At 54.4% G+C, this 23,486-nt stretch carries 20 protein-coding genes; 8 read left to right on the forward strand and 12 right to left on the reverse strand.

Annotation, left to right across the window (positions count from 1 at the left end):
• Window positions 1–199: 199 nt before the first annotated feature.
• The 4 genes from dksA to LVJ83_RS12450 form a co-directional block, all read right to left on the reverse strand.
• Window positions 200–616 carry an RNA polymerase-binding protein DksA gene (gene dksA, locus LVJ83_RS12435; protein ID WP_244784977.1) on the reverse strand — a complete coding sequence of 139 codons (417 nt, stop codon included), beginning with the start codon at window positions 614–616 and terminating at the stop codon, window positions 200–202.
• A 201-nt stretch (window positions 617–817) separates the two neighbouring features.
• Window positions 818–1,375 carry a YggT family protein gene (locus LVJ83_RS12440; protein WP_244784978.1) on the reverse strand — a complete coding sequence of 186 codons (558 nt, stop codon included), beginning with the start codon at window positions 1,373–1,375 and terminating at the stop codon, window positions 818–820.
• 17 nt (window positions 1,376–1,392) lie between these two features.
• The gene (gene proC, locus LVJ83_RS12445) at window positions 1,393–2,193 is read right to left on the reverse strand and encodes a pyrroline-5-carboxylate reductase (RefSeq protein WP_244784979.1); all 801 of its coding nucleotides are present in this window, start codon (window positions 2,191–2,193) and stop codon (window positions 1,393–1,395) included.
• A gap of 190 nt (window positions 2,194–2,383) precedes the next feature.
• Window positions 2,384–3,076, reverse strand: a complete 693-nt coding sequence (locus LVJ83_RS12450) for a YggS family pyridoxal phosphate-dependent enzyme (RefSeq protein WP_244784980.1) — start codon at window positions 3,074–3,076, stop codon at window positions 2,384–2,386.
• A 139-nt stretch (window positions 3,077–3,215) separates the two neighbouring features.
• Between LVJ83_RS12450 and LVJ83_RS12455 the strand changes: the two genes are divergently transcribed.
• Both LVJ83_RS12455 and LVJ83_RS12460 read left to right on the forward strand, forming a co-directional pair.
• Window positions 3,216–4,256 (forward strand): type IV pilus twitching motility protein PilT, encoded by a 1,041-nt coding sequence (locus LVJ83_RS12455; protein ID WP_244784981.1) that lies wholly within the window; start codon window positions 3,216–3,218, stop codon window positions 4,254–4,256.
• A gap of 185 nt (window positions 4,257–4,441) precedes the next feature.
• On the forward strand, window positions 4,442–5,668 hold the full coding sequence (locus LVJ83_RS12460; protein ID WP_244784982.1) for a PilT/PilU family type 4a pilus ATPase: 1,227 nt from the start codon (window positions 4,442–4,444) through the stop codon (window positions 5,666–5,668).
• A gap of 221 nt (window positions 5,669–5,889) precedes the next feature.
• Here the strand turns inward: LVJ83_RS12460 and LVJ83_RS12465 are convergent, their stop codons facing one another.
• The gene (locus LVJ83_RS12465) at window positions 5,890–6,696 is read right to left on the reverse strand and encodes a cytochrome C assembly family protein (RefSeq protein ID WP_244784983.1); all 807 of its coding nucleotides are present in this window, start codon (window positions 6,694–6,696) and stop codon (window positions 5,890–5,892) included.
• 110 nt (window positions 6,697–6,806) lie between these two features.
• Here LVJ83_RS12465 and ffh point away from each other — a divergent pair, with 110 nt between their 5' ends.
• Window positions 6,807–8,168 (forward strand): signal recognition particle protein, encoded by a 1,362-nt coding sequence (gene ffh / locus LVJ83_RS12470; protein ID WP_244784984.1) that lies wholly within the window; start codon window positions 6,807–6,809, stop codon window positions 8,166–8,168.
• Between the two features lie 394 nt (window positions 8,169–8,562).
• On the opposite strand, the gene dnaK is transcribed toward ffh, so the two are convergent.
• From dnaK to LVJ83_RS12485, 3 genes are all read right to left on the reverse strand, one after another.
• The gene (gene dnaK / locus LVJ83_RS12475) at window positions 8,563–10,497 is read right to left on the reverse strand and encodes a molecular chaperone DnaK (protein ID WP_244784985.1); all 1,935 of its coding nucleotides are present in this window, start codon (window positions 10,495–10,497) and stop codon (window positions 8,563–8,565) included.
• Between the two features lie 258 nt (window positions 10,498–10,755).
• Window positions 10,756–11,328, reverse strand: coding sequence for a nucleotide exchange factor GrpE (gene grpE / locus LVJ83_RS12480; protein WP_244784986.1), 573 nt, complete (start codon window positions 11,326–11,328; stop codon window positions 10,756–10,758).
• 78 nt (window positions 11,329–11,406) lie between these two features.
• A complete protein-coding gene (locus LVJ83_RS12485) occupies window positions 11,407–12,372 on the reverse strand; it encodes a GlxA family transcriptional regulator (RefSeq protein WP_244784987.1) in 966 nt (321 codons plus the stop codon).
• Window positions 12,373–12,532: 160 nt separating this feature from the next.
• Between LVJ83_RS12485 and LVJ83_RS12490 the strand changes: the two genes are divergently transcribed.
• The 5 genes from LVJ83_RS12490 to aceK all read left to right on the forward strand — a co-directional run bounded on the left by LVJ83_RS12490 (window position 12,533) and on the right by aceK (window position 18,746).
• The gene (locus LVJ83_RS12490; protein WP_244784988.1) at window positions 12,533–13,756 is read left to right on the forward strand and encodes an aminopeptidase P family protein; all 1,224 of its coding nucleotides are present in this window, start codon (window positions 12,533–12,535) and stop codon (window positions 13,754–13,756) included.
• A gap of 74 nt (window positions 13,757–13,830) precedes the next feature.
• Complete coding sequence (locus tag LVJ83_RS12495; protein ID WP_244784989.1) at window positions 13,831–15,147, forward strand: MFS transporter; 1,317 nt, start codon at window positions 13,831–13,833, stop codon at window positions 15,145–15,147.
• Window positions 15,148–15,600: 453 nt separating this feature from the next.
• A complete protein-coding gene (locus LVJ83_RS12500; RefSeq protein WP_244784990.1) occupies window positions 15,601–16,500 on the forward strand; it encodes a DMT family transporter in 900 nt (299 codons plus the stop codon).
• 147 nt (window positions 16,501–16,647) lie between these two features.
• A complete protein-coding gene (locus LVJ83_RS13600) occupies window positions 16,648–16,779 on the forward strand; it encodes a hypothetical protein (RefSeq protein ID WP_280515215.1) in 132 nt (43 codons plus the stop codon).
• A gap of 191 nt (window positions 16,780–16,970) precedes the next feature.
• Window positions 16,971–18,746 (forward strand): bifunctional isocitrate dehydrogenase kinase/phosphatase, encoded by a 1,776-nt coding sequence (gene aceK, locus LVJ83_RS12505; protein WP_244784991.1) that lies wholly within the window; start codon window positions 16,971–16,973, stop codon window positions 18,744–18,746.
• A 164-nt stretch (window positions 18,747–18,910) separates the two neighbouring features.
• Here aceK and LVJ83_RS12510 read toward each other — a convergent pair whose 3' ends face one another.
• From LVJ83_RS12510 to LVJ83_RS12525, 4 genes are all read right to left on the reverse strand, one after another.
• A complete protein-coding gene (locus LVJ83_RS12510) occupies window positions 18,911–19,411 on the reverse strand; it encodes a GNAT family N-acetyltransferase (protein WP_244787780.1) in 501 nt (166 codons plus the stop codon).
• Window positions 19,412–19,637: 226 nt separating this feature from the next.
• On the reverse strand, window positions 19,638–20,180 hold the full coding sequence (locus tag LVJ83_RS12515) for an isochorismatase family protein (RefSeq protein WP_244784992.1): 543 nt from the start codon (window positions 20,178–20,180) through the stop codon (window positions 19,638–19,640).
• 291 nt (window positions 20,181–20,471) lie between these two features.
• The gene (gene argJ, locus LVJ83_RS12520) at window positions 20,472–21,692 is read right to left on the reverse strand and encodes a bifunctional glutamate N-acetyltransferase/amino-acid acetyltransferase ArgJ (protein WP_244784993.1); all 1,221 of its coding nucleotides are present in this window, start codon (window positions 21,690–21,692) and stop codon (window positions 20,472–20,474) included.
• Between the two features lie 3 nt (window positions 21,693–21,695).
• Window positions 21,696–23,111, reverse strand: a complete 1,416-nt coding sequence (locus LVJ83_RS12525; RefSeq protein WP_244784994.1) for a chloride channel protein — start codon at window positions 23,109–23,111, stop codon at window positions 21,696–21,698.
• Window positions 23,112–23,486 lie beyond the last annotated feature (375 nt).

Below are 23,486 nucleotides of genomic sequence, written 5' to 3' on the forward strand. Positions count from 1 at the left end.
TTACCTAAAACCGGCATCGCCTTGTTTTAGATGCGCATTTTGTTTCGGCTTCTCTACTGCTTTTTTATCTGCACTGCTTCAAACTGGCTGCGGCCGCTGATTTTATGCTTGTGGCCGTCTGAAAATTAACAAAAGCCGCCTGAAAAGATTATTATCTTCAGACGGCTTTTATTAATTTTTTAATTATTGTCAGCTGCACTTAATCAGCAAATTGTTTCTTGAGCTGCTCTCGGCGCTCTTGCGCCTCAACCGACAACGTGGCAGTCGGACGAGCCAACAAACGCTTGAGGCCGATGGGCTCGCCGGTATCCTGGCAGTAGCCGTAGTCGCCTTCATCGATTTTACGGATGGATGATTGCACTTTGCTCAATAATTTGCGTTCACGGTCACGGGTGCGCAGTTCCAGTGCATATTCTTCTTCCTGGGTTGCGCGATCAGCGGGGTCGGGCGCGGATTCGTGTTTTTGCAAATGATCGGTGGTGGCCGATGCATTTTCGATCAACTCGTCTTGCAGTTTAACCAATAAATCTCTAAAAAAGGCCAGTTGATCAGCATTCATGTACTCTTCTTCCGGGCCGTTCCAATTCAGGATATCTTGTTCCGTCAGCTTTGCCATAATTATTCTTTCATTCTCAGGTGATCATCAAACTGACTTTGAGGCAAAGTCAGGCTTGTTATTGATTTTGCAACATTTTGGTATCTTCCAAGAAGAAGGCAGCATCATAACATGATTTTGCCGCCCTGCTGCATCTTTACGCCTGTTTTATGATCGGCTTACCTGCTTTTGTCTTTAAATTATTGTTAAGTATCTGATAACTCAACCCAACAACCACAAATTAAGTTTGCTGGTGAGTTGTGGCAGGATTACACTCAACCAAAACCACAGCACCAACACCAGAACGCTGCCTGAAAAATCGTAGCGCCCTATCTTAAGAAAGACAAACGGGCGGGAAAGAGGTTCAAAAATCCGGTGTAAAACCGCCAGTAAAGGCGAATAAGGATTACTGAAACTCAGCACCATACGCAACACCAGCCCCAACAGCAAAACATAGGCTACCGCTTTAAACAGGCTCAGCAAAGTAAACAATAGGTTTGCCGCCATGGCTTTGATGCCCAATCCGCTTGGCAAGGCCAGCAGCAACACCAGAGTAAACGATAAATAGTACAACACCACGCAAGCTAATACGCAGGCGGCATCCCAACGCCCCAAGGGTGGTGCGACCTTACGCAAAGGTTTGACCAGCCAATCGGTAGTTTGGCTGCAAAACTGTGCCAACGGGTGTTCAAAAGGCAGTTTCGCCCATTGCAGCAAACAACGGGTCAGACACACGATGGCCAATACATCGGCCAATAACAAAATCACTTTTGCCAGCATGATTCAGACGGCCTCCATTAAGACTGCTCCTCAAACTGGCGGGCAATTTCCTGCGAACGCGCCACACAAGCCTCGACACCGGCTGCAATGGCCGCGGCGACGCCATGCTGTTTGAAGGTTTCAATGGCTTCGTGGGTGGTGCCGCCTTTTGAAGTCACATTTTGCTGCAATACCGCAAAATCACGGCCGGTTTCTTCAGCCAATGCCACGGCACCCTTAAATGTGGCCAAACTCAATTCATGTGCGGTTTCCGCATCAAAGCCCTGCGCCTGTGCCGCTTCTTTCAACGCATCCAGCAGGTAAAACACATAAGCCAGGCCGCTGCCGCTGATGCCGGTCATGGCATGTATTTGCGCCTCATGCTCCAGCCATACGGCCTCGCCGGTAGCCGCCATAATATCTTCGGCAACACGTTTGTCGGTTTCTGCCACCCCCTCGGCGGCAAACAAACCCGACACGCCCAAACCCACACGGCTGGCAATATTCGGCATCACCCGCACAATGCGGCGGGTGCCGCCCAAATAGCGGCTCAAGGTATCTACTGTCAAACCGGCTGCCACCGACATCACCAATGCGCCGTTGGTTGCCACGCCCTCACAAGCCGCCTGCATATCTTGCGGCTTGACCGACAACACCAAAACATCCTGCCGGCCCAACGCCGGCAGTTTTTCCGACACGGCCACGCCAAACTGCTGTGCCAGCCGTTCGCGCTTCTCAGCACCCCGGTTGACAATATGTACATCGGCATCAGCATGATTGACCAATCCTGCCACAATGGCAGCCGTCATATTGCCGCCGCCCAAAAAATAAACCGTCATGTTTCTTTTCTCCCATCATCTTCGTTTGACCACTTGATTGAAAGCACCGGTTAATCACACAGCGTCACAACACTGCCCGTTTCAAATTGCCGGCCCTCTGCGCCGTGCCCTTTTCAGCCTTATGCCAACACAGATACTGTATCAGGCCGTCTGAAACCATGAACGTTTCAGACGGCCTCACATTCCGGTTTCAAACATTATCGCGCTGGCCGAAAATAGCACTGCCGATACGCACATGTGTGGCACCGCATACCACAGCCAGCGCCATATCCGCCGTCATGCCCATCGACAACACATCAGCAGCCACACCCGCCGCCTGCAATTGGGTCAACAGCGCCTGCATCTGCTTAAACTGCGCCTGCAAGCCCGCGTCGTCCGCCGCGGCTGCGGCCACACACATCAGGCCGCGCACCTTCAACCGCGGCAACTTCGCCACTTCGCAGGCCAGCGCCACAGCTTCTTCCGGCTTCACCCCGTGCTTGGCCGCTTCGGCAGCAATATTCACTTCAATACACACCTGTAATGCCGGCATATGCTCAGGGCGCTGGCTGCTCAAGCGCTGCGCTGTTTTCAAGCGGTCGATGGTGTGCACCCAATGTGCGCGTTCGGCCACCGGGCGGGTTTTATTCGATTGAATTTGGCCGATAATGTGCCAGACAATATCCGGGCAGTCAGCCAGCTCATCGGTTTTGGCATACCATTCCTGAATATAGTTTTCACCGAAATCGCGCTGACCCTCACAATATACGGCGCGAATATCAGCGGCAGGAAAGGTTTTGCCCACCGCCACCAGCCGAACACTGCCCGCGGGGCGCGAAGCAGCAGCTTCGGCGGCAGCAATTTCAGCCAGCACATTACGGTAGTTTTGTTGCAAGTTTGCCATGCACAAGCCCTCATCGCAGCCATTTCCCAGGCCGTCTGAAAATAATTGATTTTTTGCTTGGTTTAAGCACCTATCATTCTTTAAAATAAAACATTCATGCTGTTTATAAAAATTGTAACCCAAAATACGAAAGCACATTATGCAAATTACCGATTTACTCGCATTCGGTGTGAAAAACAAAGCCTCCGACCTCCACCTCAGTGCCGGCATGCCGCCGATGATCCGCGTACACGGCGACATCCGCCGCATCAACCTGCCCGAAATGAGCAGCGAAGAAGTCGGCCACATGATTACTTCGGTGATGAACGACCACCAGCGCAAACTCTACCAGCAAAACATGGAAACCGATTTTTCATTCGAGCTGCCCAATGTGGCCCGTTTCCGCGTGAATGCCTTTATGTCCAACCGCGGCCCCGCAGCCGTATTCCGCACCGTGCCCAGCACCGTGCTCACCCTCGATGATTTGAAAGCCCCGCGCATTTTTCAAAAAATTGCTGAAAATCCGCGCGGGCTGGTATTGGTAACCGGCCCCACCGGCTCAGGCAAATCCACCACGCTGGCGGCCATGCTCAACTATATCAACGAAACCCAACCCGCACACATCCTCACCATCGAAGACCCGATTGAATTTGTGCACGAAAGCAAAAAAGCACTCATCAACCAGCGCGAGCTGCACGAACACACCCACAGTTTTGCCGCCGCCCTGCGCTCTGCGCTGCGTGAAGACCCGGACGTGATTTTAATCGGCGAGATGCGCGATCCCGAAACCATCAGCCTGGCGCTGACCGCAGCCGAAACCGGCCACCTCGTATTCGGCACCTTGCATACCACCGGCGCTGCCAAAACGGTAGACCGGATTGTCGATGTTTTTCCCGCCGGCGAAAAAGAAATGGTGCGCTCGATGCTTTCCGAGAGCCTGCGTGCCGTCATCTCACAAACCCTGCTGAAAACCCGCAACGGCGAAGGCCGCGTGGCCGCACATGAAATCCTGATTTCCACCCCCGCCGTGCGCAACCTGATTCGCGAAAACAAAATCGCCCAAATTGCTTCGGCACTGCAAACCGGCCAAGCACACGGCATGCAGACGCTCGACCAATCGCTGCAAGCCTTATTGCGCCAAGGCATCATCAGCGCCGAAGTTGCCCGCAGCAAAGCGCAAAACCTCGATGCCGTTATGTAATACCAATTCACAAAAATAACCTAACAGCGTTGGCTCGCCTTGCCGTACTAGCTGTACTGTCTTCGGCTCGCCGCCTTGTTAGCTTACTTTTGTGATTTGGTATAACCCCGTCCACACAACCGCCCGGCCGGCCTGCTGGATTCAACAGCATGCCCGTCCGCCAACTTTTCCACACAGGCCCTATCATGAGTGAACCCGACCGACTGCACAACCTGCTCAGCGAAATGGTGCAGGCATATTCGCAAAAAAACCAGCCCCCGCACATCCCTACTCCCGCCGAAATCGGCAGCCACCTGCATCCGCTGCTCGACCGCATGTGTGCCGATGCCGAACAGCGCGGCGCCTCTGATATTTTCATCAGCGCCGGTTTTCCGCCGGCCATGAAAATCAACGGCGTGCTCACGCCCATGCCGCACAAAGCCTTAAGCAGCCAAGACACGGCTGCCATTGCCGAATCCACCATGAATCAGGAACAGCTCGAAGCGTTTACCCGCGATCTGGATTTAAACTACGCCGTGCAATCGCGCAGCAACACCCGCTACCGCGTCAACGCCTACCACGAACAAGGCCGCGCAGGTTTGGTGTTGCGCCGCATCAATCAAGAAATTCCGTCGGTCGACGATTTAGGCCTGCCGCCGCAATTAAAAGAGCTGGCACTCAAACCGCGCGGACTGCTGATTTTGGCCGGCCCCACCGGCTCAGGCAAATCCACCTCGATGGCCGCCATGCTCAACCACCGCAACCACAAACTGCCCGGCCACATCATCACCATCGAAGACCCGATCGAATACCTTTATAAACCACGCCGCTGCATCATTACCCAACGCGAAATCGGCATTGACACGCCCGATTGGAAACTGGCGGTACAAAACGCCATGCGCCAAGCGCCCGATGTGGTGTGCATCGGCGAAGTGCGCAATGAAAACAGCATGGAATACGCACTCCAACTGGCGCAAACCGGCCACCTGTGCATCTTCACCCTGCACGCCAACAACGCCGCCCAAGCCATCGAGCGCATCATCAACTTTTATCAGGAAGACCGCCGCCAACAGGTATTAATGGATTTAGCGCTCAATTTAGTCGGCATCATCGGCCAGCGCCTTGCCATCAAAAAAGCAGGCGGACGCACCGCCATTATCGACCTGCTGCTCAACACCCCTGCCGTGCAGGACTTGATTTTCAAAGGCGAGCTGATGGGCATTAAAGAAACCATGACCCGCTCCGGCAACGACGGCATGCAAACTTTCGACCAGCATTTGTTCGACCTCTACATCCGCGACCAAATCAGCCACGATGAAGCCCTGCGCCAAGCCGATTCCGCCAACGACTTGCGCCTGCGCATCCAGCTGCACGAAGAAGGCGGCCGGCCCGAACGGCTGTATGACCGCATCAGCGATTTAAACCTGATGTAATAACCATTCAGAAAAAAGCCAACAGCATCGGCGCGCCTTACCGCACTGCCTGCACTCCGCCGCCTTGTTCGCTTAGTTTTATGAATGGATTAAAACACCGCCGACAGCAAGACAGGCCGTCTGAAAACGTTTCAGACGGCCTGATTCAATCTCTTAATTGGGAATCTTGTTATCCCCAACCCACATTCCACCTTTCACATTTCACGCCAGGGTAACCATAATTACCGGTGCAAAATAATTTCCAACACAAACTTACTGCCGACATAAGCCAACATCAGGCTGACAAAACCAATAATCGTCCACACCGCCACTTTTTTTCCGCGCCATGCCGTCATGCTGTGCTTCAACAGCAACCCGCCGTAAATCAGCCACGACAATATCCCGAAGACTGTTTTATGGCTAAGCGAGGCCGATTTTCCGAATACTGCCTCGGCAAAAAAGGTGCCGCTGACCACAGAATAAGTCAGCAGCAAAAAACCTGCCCACATTCCTTGAAACATCAGTTTTTCCAAGCTCAGCAGCGGCGGCAGAAACGACACCAGCGCCGAAAACTTTCTTTTATGCAGCTCGCGGTTCAGCAATAAAACCAATACGGCCAGCAAAGTCACGATGCCGAAAAGGCCGTATGCCAGCAATGAGGCGCCGACATGGAGCATAAACGGCCAGTCGCTGATTTGGTAGCCGATAAATTTGCCCGGAAAAACCACGCCCAGCAATAATGAAAATGCCGCACAAGGATAAAGTAGCAATTGCAATCCGCGCAAAGAATAGAAAAAACTGCCGCACCAATACATCATCAACATCAGCCACACAATCAAGCTGATCGAATAGCCGAAGCCCATAATCAGTATTTGATCCTGCAAAACCGGCAGCGACAAAGCCACACCGTGCACCAGCAGCGCCGCCGCCAAAACCGCCAATTCCATTTTCAGCGGATACGGCGTTTCACCGCGTTTCTTGTAACGCAGCCACACAAAACCGGCCAATCCGGCATACACGAGCATCAAACAAATCAATACAATCGGCATTACAAACTTTCTTTGTGTGCATATTCATTGCCGCACACGTAGTGTAGAATAAGGCAATTTTAGCAAATAACGCCCATTTAGTGGCAGCTATTCTCATTATAAGGATACGCATGTTAGATAATTTAACCAGCCGCTTTAACAATGTGTTTAAAAACATCCGCGGCCAAGCAACACTGACCGAAGACAACATCAAGGCCGCCTTACGCGAAGTTCGCCTGGCACTGCTTGAGGCCGATGTTGCACTGCCGATTGTCAAAGACTTTGTCAACAGCGTGAAAGAAAAAGCGTTGGGCAAAGAAATCACCGACAGCCTCACGCCCGACCAAGCCTTTATCGGCGTGGTCAACGAAGCGCTGGTGGAGCTGATGGGCAAAGAAAACAGCTCGCTCAATCTATCTGCCGCCCCCCCTGCCGTGGTATTGATGGCCGGCTTGCAGGGTGCAGGTAAAACCACAACTGTAGGCAAACTTTCGCGGCTGTTGAAAAACGAGCAGAAAAAGAAAATTCTGGTGGTGTCTGCCGACGTATACCGCCCTGCCGCAATTGAGCAGCTCAAATTGCTGGCCGAACAAGTGGGGGTGGATTTTTTCCCTTCCGACAACAGCCAGCAACCGGTAGAAATCGCCCGTGCCGCCGTCGATTATGCCAAAAAGCATTTTTATGATGTATTAATGGTCGACACTGCCGGCCGCCTGGCCATTGATGAAGCCATGATGGCCGAAATCAAAGCCCTACATGCCGCAGTAAACCCGGTGGAAACCCTGTTTGTGGTGGATGCCATGCTCGGCCAAGATGCAGTCAACACCGCACAGGCCTTCAACGAGGCCTTGCCGCTTACCGGTGTGATTCTGACCAAAATGGACGGCGATTCGCGCGGCGGTGCGGCCTTGTCGGTACGCCAAACCACCGGCAAACCGATTAAATTTATCGGCATCGGCGAAAAAGTTACCGGCCTGGAGCCGTTCCACCCCGATCGTATTGCCAGCCGTATTCTCGGCATGGGCGACGTGCTCACTTTGATTGAAGATGTGCAAAAAGGCATCGATGAAGAAGTGGCCGCCAAAATGGCGAAGAAGCTGCATAAAGGCAAAGGCTTCGATTTAAACGACTTTAAAGAACAAATCCAGCAAATGCGCAATATGGGCGGGCTGGAAAACATCATGTCGAAAATGCCGGGCGAAATCGGCCAGCTTTCCAAACAGATTCCAGAAGGCAGCGCCGAAAAAGCGATGGGGCACGTAGAAGCCATCATCAATTCGATGACGGCAAAAGAGCGCGCCAATCCCGCGTTGATTAAAGCCAGCCGCAAACGCCGTATTGCTGCGGGCTCCGGCACCACCGTTCAAGAAGTCAACAAAATGCTCAAGCAATTCGAGCAATCTCAACAGATGATGAAAATGTTCAGCGGAAAAGGCATGAGCAAACTGATGAATATGGCCAAGGGCATGAAAGGCCGCTTCCCCGGCATGTGAAGTTTCAGACGGCCTCATGGTAAACATCATGAGGCCGTCTGAAACTTCACGTTGAAACATGGCCATTAAAATTCAAAACTCAGGCCGTCTGAAACATATTCTGAAACCTATCATGTCTGAACAACGGCATTCGCAGCGGAAGGTAATCCGGTAGAGGCCGTCTGAAATATAATGGAATAAGAAAGAAGTGATGCAAGGCAGTAAGCCGCAAACAGTGAGCGCGTAACAGCAAGGCGCGGCAACGCCATAGCCCTTTTTTATTTATTTCACTATATTTGCACCGCCCTCGACCCGCCGCCTTGTTTGCTTACTTTTGTGCATGGGTATCACAAACAGCCGTAAAAAAAGAGCACCGTTTCCGGTGCTCTCTCTCTTGGGCGTGATCCGATAAAACTTAGTCTTTTTTATCTTTCACTTCTTCAAATTCGGCATCAACAACATCATCGCTGCCTTGGTTTGAAGCCGCTTCGGCCTGTGCGCCGCCTTCGGCTGCCTGAGCTTCTGCCTGTGCTTGCGCGTAAACCATTTCGCCCAGTTTCTGGCTGGCTGCACCCAAGGCTTCGGCTTTGGCGTCGATGGCTTCTTTATCTTCGCCTTTTACCGCTTCTTCGGCCTCTTTCAGCGCATCTTCGATTTTGGCTTTTTCATCCGCATCGAGTTTGTCGCCGTAATCAGCCAGTGATTTTTTCACAGAGTGAATCAGCGCTTCGGCTTGGTTGCGCGAAGCCACCAGCTCGGTCAGTTTTTTATCTTCCTCTGCGTTGGCTTCGGCATCTTTCACCATGCGTTCGATTTCTTCCTCGCTCAAACCGGAAGAGCCTTGAATGGTGATGTTGGCTTCTTTACCGGTGCCTTTGTCTTTGGCCGACACATGCAGAATACCGTTGGCATCGATATCAAAGGTTACTTCGATTTGCGGCATGCCGCGCGGTGCGGGTGCAATATCGCCGAGGTTGAAGTTGCCCAGTGATTTGTTGGCCGATGCACGTTCGCGCTCGCCTTGCAGCACATGAATGGTCACGGCGCTTTGGTTGTCTTCTGCGGTTGAGAAGGTTTGAGAAGCTTTGGTCGGAATGGTGGTGTTTTTCTGAATCAGTTTGGTCATCACACCGCCCATGGTTTCGATACCGAGCGACAACGGGGTAACGTCGAGCAGCAATACATCGCTGCGGCCGCCGCTCAATACTTCGCCCTGAATCGCAGCACCCACGGCTACGGCTTCATCGGGGTTCACGTCTTTGCGCGGTTCTTTGCCGAAAAAGGCTTTCACGGCTTCCTGCACTTTCGGCATACGGCTTTGACCGCCCACCAAAATCACATCATCAATATCGCCCACGCTCAGGCCGGCATCTTTAACGGCGATTTTGCACGGCTCGATGGAACGGGTAATCAAGTCTTCTACCAGGCTTTCGAATTTGGCGCGGGTGATTTTCATCGCCAAGTGTTTCGGGCCGGTGGCATCCATGGTGATGTAGGGCAGGTTTACTTCGGTCTGCTGGCCGCTCGACAATTCGATTTTGGCTTTTTCCGCTGCTTCTTTCAAACGTTGCAATGCCATCACGTCTTGTTTCAAATCGATGCCTTGTTCTTTTTTGAACTCATCGATGATGTGGTCGATCAGGCGTTGGTCGAAATCTTCGCCGCCGAGGAAGGTGTCGCCGTTGGTGGCCAACACTTCAAATTGTTTGTCGCCGTCGACATTGGCGATTTCGATGATGGAAATATCGAAGGTGCCGCCGCCCAAGTCGTATACGGCGATTTTACGGTCGGCTTTGTCGCTTTTATCCATGCCGAACGCCAAAGCGGCGGCGGTCGGCTCGTTGATGATGCGTTTTACATCCAAACCGGCGATGCGGCCGGCATCTTTGGTGGCTTGGCGTTGGCTGTCGTTAAAATAGGCCGGCACGGTGATCACGGCTTCGGTAACGGTTTCGCCCAAATAGGCTTCGGCCGCCTGTTTCATTTTGCGCAATACTTCGGCCGAAATTTGCGGCGGCGACAATTCTTTGCCTTGTGCTTTCACCCAAGCATCGCCGTTGGCGGCTTTGATGATTTCAAACGGCATCAGGTCGATGTCTTTTTGTACTTCTTTATCGTCGAATTTATGGCCGATGAGGCGTTTGGCGGCATAAATAGTGTTTTTGGGGTTGGTTACTGCTTGGCGTTTGGCCGGGGCGCCGACCAGAATTTCGCCGCCGTCGAGATAAGCGATCACAGACGGGGTGGTGCGTGCGCCTTCTGCATTTTCAATAACTTTGGTTTGGCCGTTTTCCGAGATGGCCAAACATGAATTGGTTGTACCTAAGTCGATACCGATTACTTTTGCCATTGTGTATAGCTCCTTAATGATTTTAGTGATTTTTAAATCTTGCTGCGGGCTTGTGCCCTGTCGGGAGTGTAAATAAGGGAGGTTTGCTGCTTTTCAAGTATGGCCGTACAAAATTTTTCAGCCGAATAATCATTTTTAATTCAAATGCTTGATTTGCTTATCCACAAGCCCGGTGCAATCTGTGTTTCAGACGGCCTCTGATGGGCTTGCAGGCCGTCTGAATATTTTGTGTTTGATAAAACGTGAACAACGGTGCGTTCAGGCTTCGCCCTCTGCTTTAGACACCACCACCATGGCGGGGCGCAATACGCGCTCGCTCAAGGTATAGCCTTTTTTCATCACGCTCACCACGGTATTGGGCGCCTGCTCGCTTTCCACCGCCTGCATGGCCTGATGTTGGTGCGGGTCGAGCTTGTCGCCCGGTTGCGGGTTAATCTCTTTGATTTGGGTGTTTTCAAAGGCTTTTTGCAATTCGGCCAAGGTCATCTGCACCCCCATTTTCAGGGCGTCGAAATTGCCGCTTTGGTCAAGCAGCGCCATTTCCAGATAATCTTTGACCGGCAGCATTTCGGTGGCGAATTTCTGGCCGGCAAATTTATGGGCGGCCAAGATTTCTTCCTGATGGCGGCGGCGCAGATTTTGCTCGTTGGCCAGGCCGCGCAATTGTTCGTCTTTAAGCATGCCTTCCAGCTCTTCGACGCGCGCCTGCAAATCTTCGTAATCGGGCACGGCGGCTTCGGTTTCGGCTTCGCCGTTTTCGAAAACGTCAGCCGCTTCGTCTGCTGCGGTTTCAATCGGGTTTTGTTCGGTATTTTGTTTTGCTTCTGTCATGGTTACCAGCCTTTGTCGGTATAGGGGGTTAACGGTTTATCGCTCTAATATAAGGCCGTCTGAAAAATATTCAAGCATTCAAGCGGCTTCTTCTTTGCGTTGCTGCGTGGGCGGATATCCGTATTGTTTGCGGAATGCTTTGCTGAATGACGACACGGTGAGAAAGCCGCAGGCAATGCTGATATCGGTGATGCTGAGGCTGGTTTGCTGCAACAATTCGCGGGCACGGCGCAAGCGCTGTTGCAGATAATAGCCGGCCGGGCTGGTTTGATGATAACGCTGAAACAATCTTTGCAGCTGCCGCGGCGACACCCGGCACAGCTCTGCTACATCGGCCAGCGTCAGCGGCTCTTCGATATTGGCCTGCATCAATGCCACCGCATCGGCCACATGCTCGTAACCGGGCGCGCTGCCGGCGGGCGCCGGTGCATGCTGGAGGCTGTCGGCGGTGCGCATGTAGGCGACATCAAAATACTCGGCAATCTGCGCGGCCAAAACCCGGCCGTGATGCTGGCGGATGACTGCCTGCGCCATATCCAGCGCCGAAGCCCCGCCGGAGCAGGTGTAGCGGTTGCGGTCGATGGTGTAGAGATTCTGGCGAAACGCCACACCCGGGTAGCTTTCCTGTGCGGCAATAAAATTTTCCCAATGCAGCGAGGCCTGATAGCTGTCGAGCACGCCGGCATCGGCCAGCGCCAGCGCACCGGTGCACACGCCGCCCAAAGCGATATCGCGTGCGGCCAGCCTTTGCAGCAGCAGGCGGATGGCGGGCGACACCAGATGTTGGATTTGATAACCGCCGCACACCAGCACCAAATCGCATTCCAACAAGCCCTCGGGCGTATCGGTATGCTGGATTTGCAAGCCGTTGCTGGCAGCGGTGTGCTGGCCTGCCAGCCCGGCCACTTTCCAAGTGTAGAGCGTTTGTTCCGATGCGTAATTGGCCATGCGAAACGGCTCGATGGCATTGGCAAAAGCAATCATGGTAAAGCCGTCTATCAATAAAAAGCCCAAACGGCAGGGCGCAGCGGCAGTCTTCGCCATTATTTTTCCTTGTTTGCAGCAGCACTCAGACGGCCTCAGCCTTGACTTTCAGGCCGTCTGAAACATTTGTCGTTTCAAGCCAAAACTAAGTCGTTTTACGAAAATTGTCAACAATCTGTTTTCAATATGATAGGAGCCGTTACCCCTTGAGGAGCTTTCCATGAACACCATGCAACATCTGCCCAGCCTCATCAGCATCGAAAACGGCGCCAAAGCGCCCGCCACCTTCAGCGCAGAAGAATACCGCCGCCGCCACACGCAATTGCGCGCGCACATGGCCGCCGCCGGCATTGATTCGGTGTTGTTTACCTCTTATCACAATATCTGCTACTACGCCGATTTTCTCTATTGCTCTTTCGGCCGTTTCTACGGCTTTGTGGTTACGCCCGAGAGCAGCACGCTGATTTCCGCCAACATCGACGGCGGCCAACCGTTCCGCCGCAACGCCGGCGAACGCAACGTGGTGTATACCGACTGGCAGCGCGACAATTATTTTCGTGCCGTGGCGCAAGAAGTGCCCAACCGCGGCCGTGTCGGCATCGAATTCGACCATCTGCCGCTGGAGCGGTTAAACAAACTGAAAGCCGCGCTGCCCGATGTGGAATTTGTCGACATCAGCGCCGCCTGCATGCAGATGCGCATGATTAAATCGGCCGAAGAAATCGCCCTCATCAAACACGGTGCGCAAGTGTGCGACATCGGCGGCGCGGCTTTGGTGGCGGCGGTGGCGGAGGGCGTGCCCGAATATGAAGTGGCGCTGGCCGCCACGCAGGCGATGGTGCGCGAAATCGGCCGCCGCTTTCCGCACAGCGAGCTGATGGACACTTGGACCTGGTTTCAATCCGGCATCAATACCGACGGTGCACACAACCCCGTAACCGCACGCAAAGTGCAGAAAGGCGACATTCTCAGTCTCAACTGCTTTGCCATGATTGCCGGCTATTACACCGCGCTGGAGCGTACCTTGTTTTACGGCGAACCCGATGCCGCCTCGCTGCGGCTGTGGGAAATCAACGTTGAAGTGCACGAAGCCGGCTTGAAGCTGCTCAAACCGGGCATGCGTTGCGGCGATATTGCCGCCGAGCTCAACGAAATCTATGCCCGCCACGGCCTGCTCGACCGCCGCACCTTCGGCTACGGCCATTCTTTCGGCGTGCTGTCCCATTATTACGGCCGCGAAGCCGGGCTGGAGCTGCGCGAAGACATCGACACCGTGCTCGCGCCCGGCATGGTGGTGTCGATGGAGCCGATGATTATGCTGCCCGAAGGCATGAGCGGCGCCGGCGGCTACCGCGAGCACGATATTGTGGTGATTACCGAAAACGGCGCCGACAACATCACCGGCTTCGGCTACGGCCCGGCACACAACATTATCCCGGCCTGATGTTTGACACCCGTTATCCAAGCAAGCCGATAAATAGGTTTCAGACGGCCTGATATTTTTCAAGGAGCCACACCATGCAACTGACCGCCCCCTATCACGAATCGTTGCCGCAACAATCCGCCGACAGCGAAAAAAACCTTAAAAAAGCCGCCCGCGCCAGCTTTATCGGCAATTTTGTCGAATGGTTCGACTATGGTGCTTACGGCTATCTCGCTGCCGTAATCGCCAGCGTGTTTTTTCCCACCGGCGACCGAACCACCGCGCTGATGTCGGCTTATGCCGTGTTTGCCATTTCGTTTCTCATCCGCCCGCTCGGCGGCATTTTCTGGGGCTATATCGGCGACAAATACGGCCGCCGCCCGGCGCTTTCCTGGTCGATTCTGATTATGTCGGCTGCCACCTTTCTGATTGCCCTCTTGCCCGGTTATGCCAGCATCGGCATCGCCGCGCCGGTGATGCTGCTGGTTTTGCGCATGTTTCAAGGCTTTTCCGCCTCGGGCGAATATGCCGGCGCATCGGCTTTTCTGGCCGAATACGCGCCGCCCGAAAAACGCGGCTTCTACACCAGCATTGTACCGGCCAGCACCGCCGCCGGCCTGCTGCTCGGCTCGCTGATGGCTGCCGGTATGTATGAATGGCTCAGCGCCGAAGCCATTGCCGATTGGGGCTGGCGGCTGCCGTTTCTGCTGGCCGCACCGCTGGGGCTGGTGGGTCGCTACATCCGCCTGAAGCTGGAAGAAACGCCGCAGTTTCAAAAATCCGCCCAAGCCGCCAAGCCTGAGAGCGTGCCGATTTCACGCCTGTTCCGCCACCACCGCCGCGCCCTGCTGCTGGCCTTTCTGGTGGCCTGCCTCAATGCCGTGGCCTTCTATCTGATTTTGAGCTATATGCCGACTTATTTATCGGAAGAAATGGGCGTGAGCAAAACCCAGTCGTTTTTTGCCGCGTCAATATCCCTGCTTTCCTACATTGGGTTTATCTTTCTGATGGGCACGCTGTCAGACAAATACGGCCGCAAAGCCATGCTGATTACCGCTTCGGTGCTGTTTATCGTGGCCACCGTGCCGCTGTTCAGCCTGTTCGGCTGGGGCGGCTTCGGCATGATTCTGCTGATTCAGGTGATTTTCGGCGCGATTTTGTCGGTCAACGACGGCACGCTGCCGGCTTATTTATCGGAAATTTTCCCCACCGACGTGCGCTATACCGGCTTTGCCTTCAGCTTCAATTGCGCCAACGCCCTGCTCGGCGGCACCGCCCCGCTGGTGGCCACTTGGCTGATCAGCAGCAGCGGCAGCAAACTCTCACCGGCATGGTATCTGATGGCCGTGGCGCTGATGGCCTTAATCGCCGTTTGCGCCGGCAAAGACCGCAGCAGAGAAACCTTGTCGTAAACCCTTGAGCCGTTTATGCTGCTTAGGGTGTCCTGATGTGTCGATTTAAGGGGATTTTTGTTCCTGAAAATGCAGGTGCAAGGTAAAAATCGCAGCAAGATTGGGCATCTTGCGAGACGTTTTAACACAGCAGATGCGTTTTCAGGGGCAAAATATACCCGCAAGGACACCCTAGCCATCCGCAGCATCAACGGCCATCCGATATGGAAACGTGCCCGATATCAGGCCGTCTGAAACAATGTTCGGGCAATGAGCCGATCATGTGAATGGCCAATCTGCCGCAACGGCTGCAACCCTCGAAACGCCGCATATGCTCTATAGATTCGGCAATTTTAATGCCAACCATCTTTTATTGGTTGCTCTTTTAAAACAATTGGATTGATTTGAAAAAATGCCATTATTCAATTGCCGTTTCTATAGGCCGTCTGAAAGAGGCCGTCTGAAAGGAAAAGCATGAACCCTGCCACCCTCGGCATGATGCAGATTATCACCGGCGCCGCCTGTTGGGGCACGCTGGGCATTTTGGGCACCACGCTCAAGCAGCTGGATTTCAGCAGCGCCGAAGTGGCTGCTTTGCGCATCACGCTGGCGTTTGCGCTGCTGCTGCCTGCGCTGCCGTGGTTTTGGCCGCAACTGCGCCGGCTGCAATACCGCGATCTGCCCATGTTGGCGCTGCAATCATTAATCGGCATGCTGGGCATGAGCCTGTGTTATTTTGCCGCCGTGTCCCGCATCGGCCCTTCGCTGGCAGTGGCGCTGCTCTACACTGCACCGGTGTGGAGCCTGATTTTGGCGCGGTTGCTGCTTGGCGAAGGCATTACCCGCCAATCGGCGCTGCTGGCGGTGGTGGCCGCCGCCGGTGTGGCGCTGACGCTCGGCGACGGCCTGCGCGCGCATCCGGCCGGCATGGCATTCGGCTTGGGTGCCGGCATTTGCTATGCGCTTTACGGCGTGTTGGGCAAACGCGCCATGCGCGGCCATCCGCCGATGCTGGTCTTTTTTACTTCCATCGGGTTTTCTGCGCTGGCATTGTGCCTGCTGCCCGACACCCGCAGCGCCTTTGCCAGGCTTGCCGGCCAACCTGCCGACGTTTGGCTGTCCGCCGCCGGCCTGGCCTTGGTGGGCACGCTGGCGGCGTTTGCATTGTTTGTGAAAGGGCTGCAAAAAATGCCGGCGGCGCGGGCGGCGGTGTTTACCGTGTTTGAGCCGCTCACCGCCATCGCTCTGGCCGCCTGGCTGCTGAACGAGCGTTTGGGCGGCTGGCAATATGCCGGCGTGGCGCTGATTCTGGCGGCGGCCATAGGCAATGCCCTGCCCCGGCGCAAGCCCTGCCTGCAACCTTCCGAAGCGTAATATCGGTTAGGCCGTCTGAAAGCGTATTGCAGCTTTCAGACGGCCTGATAACCATCGACAAAAGCCAGCAAACAAAGCGGTGAGCAACAGACAGTTTTTCCGCGAATGGAGCCCACGCTACATGTTGCCCACCATCACCACGCAACGATGCCAAATAGCGCCGGTTCAGCGTTTGCCGATAGGTTAAGGCCGTCTGAAAACAGTGAAAGTGCAGTTTCAGACGGCCTGGCTTTGATGGTATTGCCGCCGGTAACGGTTGGCAACGCAGACGTAGCGTGAGCCCCGCCTGCGAACTTTCTGTTTGAGCTCAACCCATTCACCAAAGGCTGACATCGTTTATGAGGGTTTTTGCGAATGGCCATGCTTGCCAAACTACATAAAACAACATAAGGTAACAGCCATCACACCAATGACAACAGAGGCCGTCTGAAAGCCAGGCAAAGCCCGTCGGCCAACAAAGGAAAATACCCATGATTGCGCACAACACGCAAACCCAAGGGCGCTCGGTGGCGCAAACCATGCTTGAGGGGTTCAACAAACACTACCGCCTTTACCGCGAAGTAACCGCCCGCGCCAAAGCGCTGTTTGAAAACCGTGATTGGCACGGCATTCAAGACTTGGTGGCCGAACGCATCCAGATGTACGACCAGCGCGTGCAGGAAGCGGTGGCCATCTTGCGCAGCGAATATGCCGCCGATGCCTTGAGCGACGAAGTATGGGCGGCGGCCAAAACCGAATACATCGCCCTGCTGGTCAACCACAAACAGCCCGAGCTGGCAGAAACTTTTTTCAATTCGGTGTCTACGCGGCTGCTTTCCAAAGAGTATTACAACAATCAGTTTATCTTTATCAAGCCGGCCACCAGCACCGAATACATCGATTCTGATCCGCCCACCTTCTGCTCGTTTTACCCCAGCAAACAAGGGCTGCGCGACTGCATGCGCGAAATTCTGCGCCATTTCGACTGGCAGGTGCCGTTTGCCCACGCCGCGAAAGACATCAGCAGCATTTTGCGCGCCGCCAAACAGCACTTTCAGGCCGAATGGCCGCCTGAAGAGCTGAACCTGCATGTACAGGTGCTCAATTCGCCGTTTTACCGCAACAAAGGCGCTTATATTTTCGGCAGAATCATCAACGGCAGCAGCCGCCACCCGTTTGCGCTGGCCATCGTACACAATAACGAGGGCGAGCTGATGGTGGATGCGGCGCTGTTTGACCCCAAACAAATCGCCGTGCTGTTTTCATTTGCACGCGCTTATTTTTTGGTCGACATGCCGGTGCCCAGCGGCTACGTGCAGTTTCTCAACGCCATTCTGCCGATGCGCACACCGGGCGATCTCTACACCATGGTCGGCCTGCACAAGCAGGGCAAAAACATCTGGTGGCGCGAATTTGTGCAGCATCTCGAATATTCGCACGACCAGTTTATCCTCGCCCCGGGCGTTAAAGGGCTGGTGATGACGGTGTTTACCCTACCCTCGTTTCCTTATGTGTTTAAGGTGATTAAAGACAAATTCGGCCCGAATAAAGATTTTGATCAGGAATACGTGCGCCGCAAATACCTGCTGGTGAAAAAACACGACCGCGTCGGCCGCATGACCGATATTCTGGAATTTTCCAATGTACCGCTGCCGAAATCGCGTTGCAGTGAGGAATTTTTAGAAGAAATGCGCCAAATGGCACCCAGCCAGCTTGAAGAACACGAAAACCATGTGGTGATTAAACATGTGTATGTCGAATACCGCCTCAAGCCCTTGAATCTGTTTATGCAGAAAGCCGACCCCGCCGAAAAAGCGGCGGCGGTCATCGATTACGGCTACGCCCTCAAAGAGCTGGCCTCGGCCAATATTTTCCCCGGCGACATGCTGTATAAAAACTTCGGCATGACCCGCTTCGGCCGCGTGATTTTCTATGATTACGATGAAATCGAATACATGACCGACTGCAACTTCCGCAAGATTCCGCCCGCGCCCAATCCCGAATACGAAATGTCGGGCGAAGTATGGTATCCGGTGCACAAAGGCGATGTTTTCCCCGAAGAATTCGGCCCTTTCCTGTTGGGCGAGCCGGATGTGCGGCAAGTGTTTTTACAGCACCACAAAGATTTGCTCACGCCTGAATTCTGGCAGGGCAAAAAAGAATCGCTGCAACAAGGGCGGGTCGACGATTTTTATCCCTACCCGCAATCGCTGCGCTTCACTCCTGAAAAACTGGCCAAAGGGCTGGTAGACAACACCGATGTGTAATCCGTTCACAACAGTAACCTAACGGCGTTGGCTCGCCTTGCCGTACTAACTGTACTGTCTTCAGCTCGCCGCCTTGTCCGCTTACTGTTGTGAATGGGTATAAGCGGGGCAAGGCCGTCTGAAACATTGGCAGGATGATCGATGACGATGACGTTCAGACGGCCTCAATCCACCACCCGCTTGCCCAAAATCACAATATCCGCCTCTTGAGTTTCCAAATCACACACCTGCGGCAACCGGCCCCATTCCTGAAAACCGAGCGAATGAAACAGGCGGATGCTGGCATGATTGTGGCCGAAAATCACCGCCAAAATATTGCGGATGCCCAACGAAGGCGCCCGTTCGAGCATATGTTGCAGCAAAATCCTGCCCACCCCCACCCCGCGCATATCATGGCGCACATACACGCTGATTTCGGCGCTGATATGATAGGCCGCGCGCGGATAGTAATCACTGAAACTGCCCCAGGCCAACACCTCGTTTTGCGCATTTTTCAACACATAAAGCGGGCGGTTGCCGCCATGCGCATCAAACCACGCCCGGCGCGATGCCACACTCACGGGGCGTAAATCAGCCGTAGATTGGCGGCTCTCAATGGTGCTGTTATAAATCTCGACAATCGCGGCCAATTCATCCGCTTCGGCAAGGCTGATGGTGTATTGCATGGTTTCCAATCTGAAATAATGCCCGTAATATCCATTCACAAAAATAACCCAACCGCGTTGGCCTGCCTGACCGTACCACCTGTACCGTCTTCGGCCCGCCGCCTTGTGAGCTGACTTTTATCAATGGGTATCAAAAATCCGCTTATACTGCAAACGGCAAACAATACCGAGGCCGTCTGAATGGTGACGCACATGCAAACCCTTTCAGACGGCCTCAAGCAACCGGCTACTGAATCAATTTCGACACGGTTTTAAACGCCGCATGCTTGGCATCGCCCAACAATTGGAACAACACACTTTCCACATTCGACACCACCACACCCGCCGCCGCCATCTGCTCCAGCGCATTAACCCGATTGACCAAGCTGCGCGAAGTGGTGCACTCAGACGGCACATACACCGCATAACCGCCGGCACGCAAATCCAGCGCGGTTTGCAGCATGCATACATGCGCCTCAGCCCCCACCAAAATCACATTTTCCGCACCGTGTTGCTGCAAAGCCGCCGCCACCTCATCGATAAACGCCGAAAAACGCGTTTTTTCAAACACCGGCGCCGCCCCCAACAACAACTTGATGGCCGGCACAGTCGGCCCCAAACCTTTCGGATACTGCTCGGTAACCAGCAGCGGCACCTCCAGCGCCTGCAAACCCTGCAACAACACGCGGCTGCGCTCAATCATACTTTGCGCATCATGCAGCGCCGGCGTGAGCCGCTCTTGAATGTCCACCACAATACACACAGTATTGGCAGCGTTTAATGTATTCATATATTTCTCTCTTTGTCGACAGGTTTTCAGCTTTCAGACGGCCTGAACCTTATTGATTTGATGATAAGGAAATATATCGTGAAACCGGCGGATATTCAACCAAACAAAATGCAGCCGGATCCATTCACAAAAGTAAGCTAACAAGGCGGCAAGCCGAAGACAGCACACACGTACCGCAAGGAGAGCCAACGTAGTTAGGTTATTTTTGTGAATGGGTAACGGCGCAGCGGGGCAACAATCAAGGCCGTCTGAAAACTTATTTTCAGACGGCCTCACAGTGATGCAGCTTATTTATGAGCGGTAATCGGCATTAATCGACACATAACCGTGCGACAAATCGCAGGTATAAATCGTGGCGGCGGCCTGTCCGCGCTGTAAATCTACGCGCACGAGAATTTCATCGTCGTTCATCACCTGCTGCCCTGCCGCTTCGGTGTAGCTTGCAGCGCGACCGCCGTGTTCGGCCACCAGCACATCGCCCAGATACAAGCGCACTTTATCGGTATCCAGATGCGCCACGCCCGAATAACCGATGGCGGCGAGCAGGCGGCCGAGATTGGGGTCGCTGGCAAAAAAAGCGGTTTTTACCAACGGCGAATGAGCGATGGCATAGGCCACTTGGCGCGCTTCTTCACGGCTTTCGGCATTTTCGACTTTAACGGTGATGAATTTGGTGGCACCTTCGCCGTCGCGCACAATCGCTTGCGCCAGCTCCAACGCCAGGCTGCCGAGCAAGGCTTTGAGCTGGTCGTAGCGCGGGTCGGCGATATTGTCGATTTCGCTTTGGCCGCATTTGCCGGTGGCGATAATCACAAAACTGTCGTTGGTGCTGGTATCGCCGTCTACGGTAATGCTGTTAAACGAAGCATCGGCGATTTCCTGCGTGAGCATCTGCAAAATCGGCTGCGACACTTTGGCATCGGTTACGATAAAGCCGAGCATAGTGGCCATGTTGGGGCAAATCATGCCCGAGCCTTTCGAAATACCGGTGGCGCGCACGGTATGGCTGCTGCCGATTTTGGCCTCACGGCTGGCGGCTTTGGGCAGGGTGTCGGTGGTCATGATGGCGCGGGCGGCATCGTTCCAGTGCACCGGTTTCACATCGGGCAGCGCCGCCACAATTTTCTGCACCGGCAAAGGCTCCAAAATCACACCGGTGGAAAACGGCAGCACTTGTTCCGCTTCGCAGCCCACTTGGGCAGCGGCGGCGGCGCAGACGGCCAGCGCATCTTCCCGGCCTTGGGCGCCGGTGCCGGCATTGGCATTGCCGGTATTGATAACCAGCGCGCGAATGCCGTTTTCATTAGCCAGATGTGCCTTGGCCACATGCACCGGCGCGGCGCAGAAGCGGTTTTGGGTAAATACCGCGCCCACGCTGTTGGTTTTATTCAAAACAATCAAAGTCAGATCATCGTGATCGGGCTTTTTCACACCGGCTTGCCCGACAAACACCTGCGCACCGTCGACGGTTAACAATTCGGATGCTTCTTTTTCTCGCAAATTCACTGCCATATATTATTTCTCCCTGGTTACAGATGTGCCGGGCAACGCCGCGGTTTGAGCCTGTTGGGCCGCATATTCTTCCTGTACGCGCTGCCGGTAGCGTAAGCCCGCTGCGTGGTAAAACGGCTTGGGCGAAAACTGGCGCGATACTTGAGATGCAAAAATAGCACCAATCAGCAACCAAAACAACAGATTCTGCCCGCCGGTCATTTCCATCACAATCACACTGGCGGTCAGCGGCGATTGCGTGGCCGCTGCCAGAAAGGCCGCCATGCAAATCAACACCAGCACATTCACCCCGGTTTCCAAACCGCCGATCTGGGCAATCTGCTGCCCCATCATCGCCCCCACCGTCAGCGCCGGCGTGAAAATACCGCCGGGAATGCCTGCCCAATAAGACAACACCGTGGCCGCCCACTTCGCCAGCGCCACCCCCGGCGGTGCTTCATACATGCGCCGCAAAGCACCGGAGGCTTCATGGTAGCCGGTGCCGAAAGTCTGCCCCTGATACAGCGTGCCGACGGCCGCCAGCAGCACACCGATCAGCCCCGCCAGCAACAGCGGGTGACGGCGTATCCAGCCGCGCCAGCGCTCGGGCGCAATACCGGCCGCGCCTTTATACAGAAAGCGCGCAAACAGCCCGCCGGCCACCCCGCACACCAGTGCGCACAGCAACACCCAGGCCAGCATATGCGGCAGCGCATCGCCGTGAAAGCCTGAAAAATAAGGGTTGTTACCCTGAACGGCCACTTGGATGAAACCCGCAGCCAGCACACCGATAAAAATCTGCCGCTCCCAGCGCAGCATCACACCGCGCCCCAGCTCTTCAATGGCAAACACCACCCCCGCCAGCGGCGCATTAAACGCCGCCGCCAAACCGCCGGCCGCACCGGCTGCGAGCAAATCATTTTCCTGCAAGCCTTTAAACGCCAGATTGTGCTTTTTGCACCACGCCCCCCAAGCCGCCATCACCGCCGCCCCCACCTGCACAGAAGGTCCTTCGCGGCCGATAGAGGCACCGGCCAGCATGCCCAGAAATGTCAGCGGAATTTTTAACGCGGTCTGCCAAAGCGACACCAGCCGCGTTTTTTGCGGCCCGTGCGGCAGCGACAACGAAGCCAGCACCTGCGGAATACCGCTGCCGGCGGTATAAGGCGCAAAACGGCGCGTGAGCCAGGCAATCAGCGGCAGCCCCAGCGGCAGCGCCATCCAGGCAAACCACGGATACTGCTGCACCCAGTGGGCATTTTGTTCCAACGCCCAATCAGCCATTTTGGCAAACACCAACGATGTCAGCGCCACCAGCGCAGAGCCGGCCAACAAAAACATAAACGCAATGGTTTTGCGCGACAAACGCTGTGTCTGCACCGCTTTATGCGACAACTTTTGGCCGAGCAAGCGGCTCCAAGATGAAAATAAATGTTTCATGTGCGATTATCCGAACGGCCTTTCAGACGGCCTCAATCATGGGGATGGCGAAAGCGGCCGGACGGGGTGCCCTAAAGCGTCTTGACCGCAGCAGATATTCAAACGTTTTCACGATACGGTATTATGAACATGTTTGGGCGGCTGATAAACCCGCCTGCCGCCATTGGCCGCATTAATGGGTATTTTCAACGGCAGAGTGTGGTATAAATTTTGCATTTTTTGCGGGCGGCACAACATCGAGGCCGTCTGAAAGGCATTGACACCCTTAAAAAATAACCTGAATGCATCTGCCTGCCTTACCGCTTAGGGTGCTCTGACCATTCGTTTATCAAGGGGATTTTTGTTTCTGAACAGGCAGATGCCGGGCAACAAACA

It is taken from the genome of Uruburuella testudinis, from assembly GCF_022870865.1.
Classification (GTDB): Bacteria; Pseudomonadota; Gammaproteobacteria; order Burkholderiales; family Neisseriaceae; genus Neisseria; species Neisseria testudinis.

Bases quoted from the DNA above. Each gene is read 5' to 3' on its own strand.
- dksA (WP_244784977.1), bottom strand. From the start codon at position 616: ATGGCAAAGCTGACGGAACAAGATATCCTGAATTGGAACGGCCCGGAA.
- LVJ83_RS12440 (WP_244784978.1), bottom strand. From the start codon at position 1,375: ATGCTGGCAAAAGTGATTTTGTTATTGGCCGATGTATTGGCCATCGTG.
- proC (WP_244784979.1), bottom strand. From the start codon at position 2,193: ATGACGGTTTATTTTTTGGGCGGCGGCAATATGACGGCTGCCATTGTG.
- LVJ83_RS12450 (WP_244784980.1), bottom strand. From the start codon at position 3,076: ATGGCAAACTTGCAACAAAACTACCGTAATGTGCTGGCTGAAATTGCT.
- LVJ83_RS12455 (WP_244784981.1), top strand. From the start codon at position 3,216: ATGCAAATTACCGATTTACTCGCATTCGGTGTGAAAAACAAAGCCTCC.
- LVJ83_RS12460 (WP_244784982.1), top strand. From the start codon at position 4,442: ATGAGTGAACCCGACCGACTGCACAACCTGCTCAGCGAAATGGTGCAG.
- LVJ83_RS12465 (WP_244784983.1), bottom strand. From the start codon at position 6,696: ATGCCGATTGTATTGATTTGTTTGATGCTCGTGTATGCCGGATTGGCC.
- ffh (WP_244784984.1), top strand. From the start codon at position 6,807: ATGTTAGATAATTTAACCAGCCGCTTTAACAATGTGTTTAAAAACATC.
- dnaK (WP_244784985.1), bottom strand. From the start codon at position 10,497: ATGGCAAAAGTAATCGGTATCGACTTAGGTACAACCAATTCATGTTTG.
- grpE (WP_244784986.1), bottom strand. From the start codon at position 11,328: ATGACAGAAGCAAAACAAAATACCGAACAAAACCCGATTGAAACCGCA.
- LVJ83_RS12485 (WP_244784987.1), bottom strand. From the start codon at position 12,372: ATGGCGAAGACTGCCGCTGCGCCCTGCCGTTTGGGCTTTTTATTGATA.
- LVJ83_RS12490 (WP_244784988.1), top strand. From the start codon at position 12,533: ATGAACACCATGCAACATCTGCCCAGCCTCATCAGCATCGAAAACGGC.
- LVJ83_RS12495 (WP_244784989.1), top strand. From the start codon at position 13,831: ATGCAACTGACCGCCCCCTATCACGAATCGTTGCCGCAACAATCCGCC.
- LVJ83_RS12500 (WP_244784990.1), top strand. From the start codon at position 15,601: ATGAACCCTGCCACCCTCGGCATGATGCAGATTATCACCGGCGCCGCC.
- LVJ83_RS13600 (WP_280515215.1), top strand. From the start codon at position 16,648: ATGCCAAATAGCGCCGGTTCAGCGTTTGCCGATAGGTTAAGGCCGTCT.
- aceK (WP_244784991.1), top strand. From the start codon at position 16,971: ATGATTGCGCACAACACGCAAACCCAAGGGCGCTCGGTGGCGCAAACC.
- LVJ83_RS12510 (WP_244787780.1), bottom strand. From the start codon at position 19,411: ATGCAATACACCATCAGCCTTGCCGAAGCGGATGAATTGGCCGCGATT.
- LVJ83_RS12515 (WP_244784992.1), bottom strand. From the start codon at position 20,180: ATGAATACATTAAACGCTGCCAATACTGTGTGTATTGTGGTGGACATT.
- argJ (WP_244784993.1), bottom strand. From the start codon at position 21,692: ATGGCAGTGAATTTGCGAGAAAAAGAAGCATCCGAATTGTTAACCGTC.
- LVJ83_RS12525 (WP_244784994.1), bottom strand. From the start codon at position 23,111: ATGAAACATTTATTTTCATCTTGGAGCCGCTTGCTCGGCCAAAAGTTG.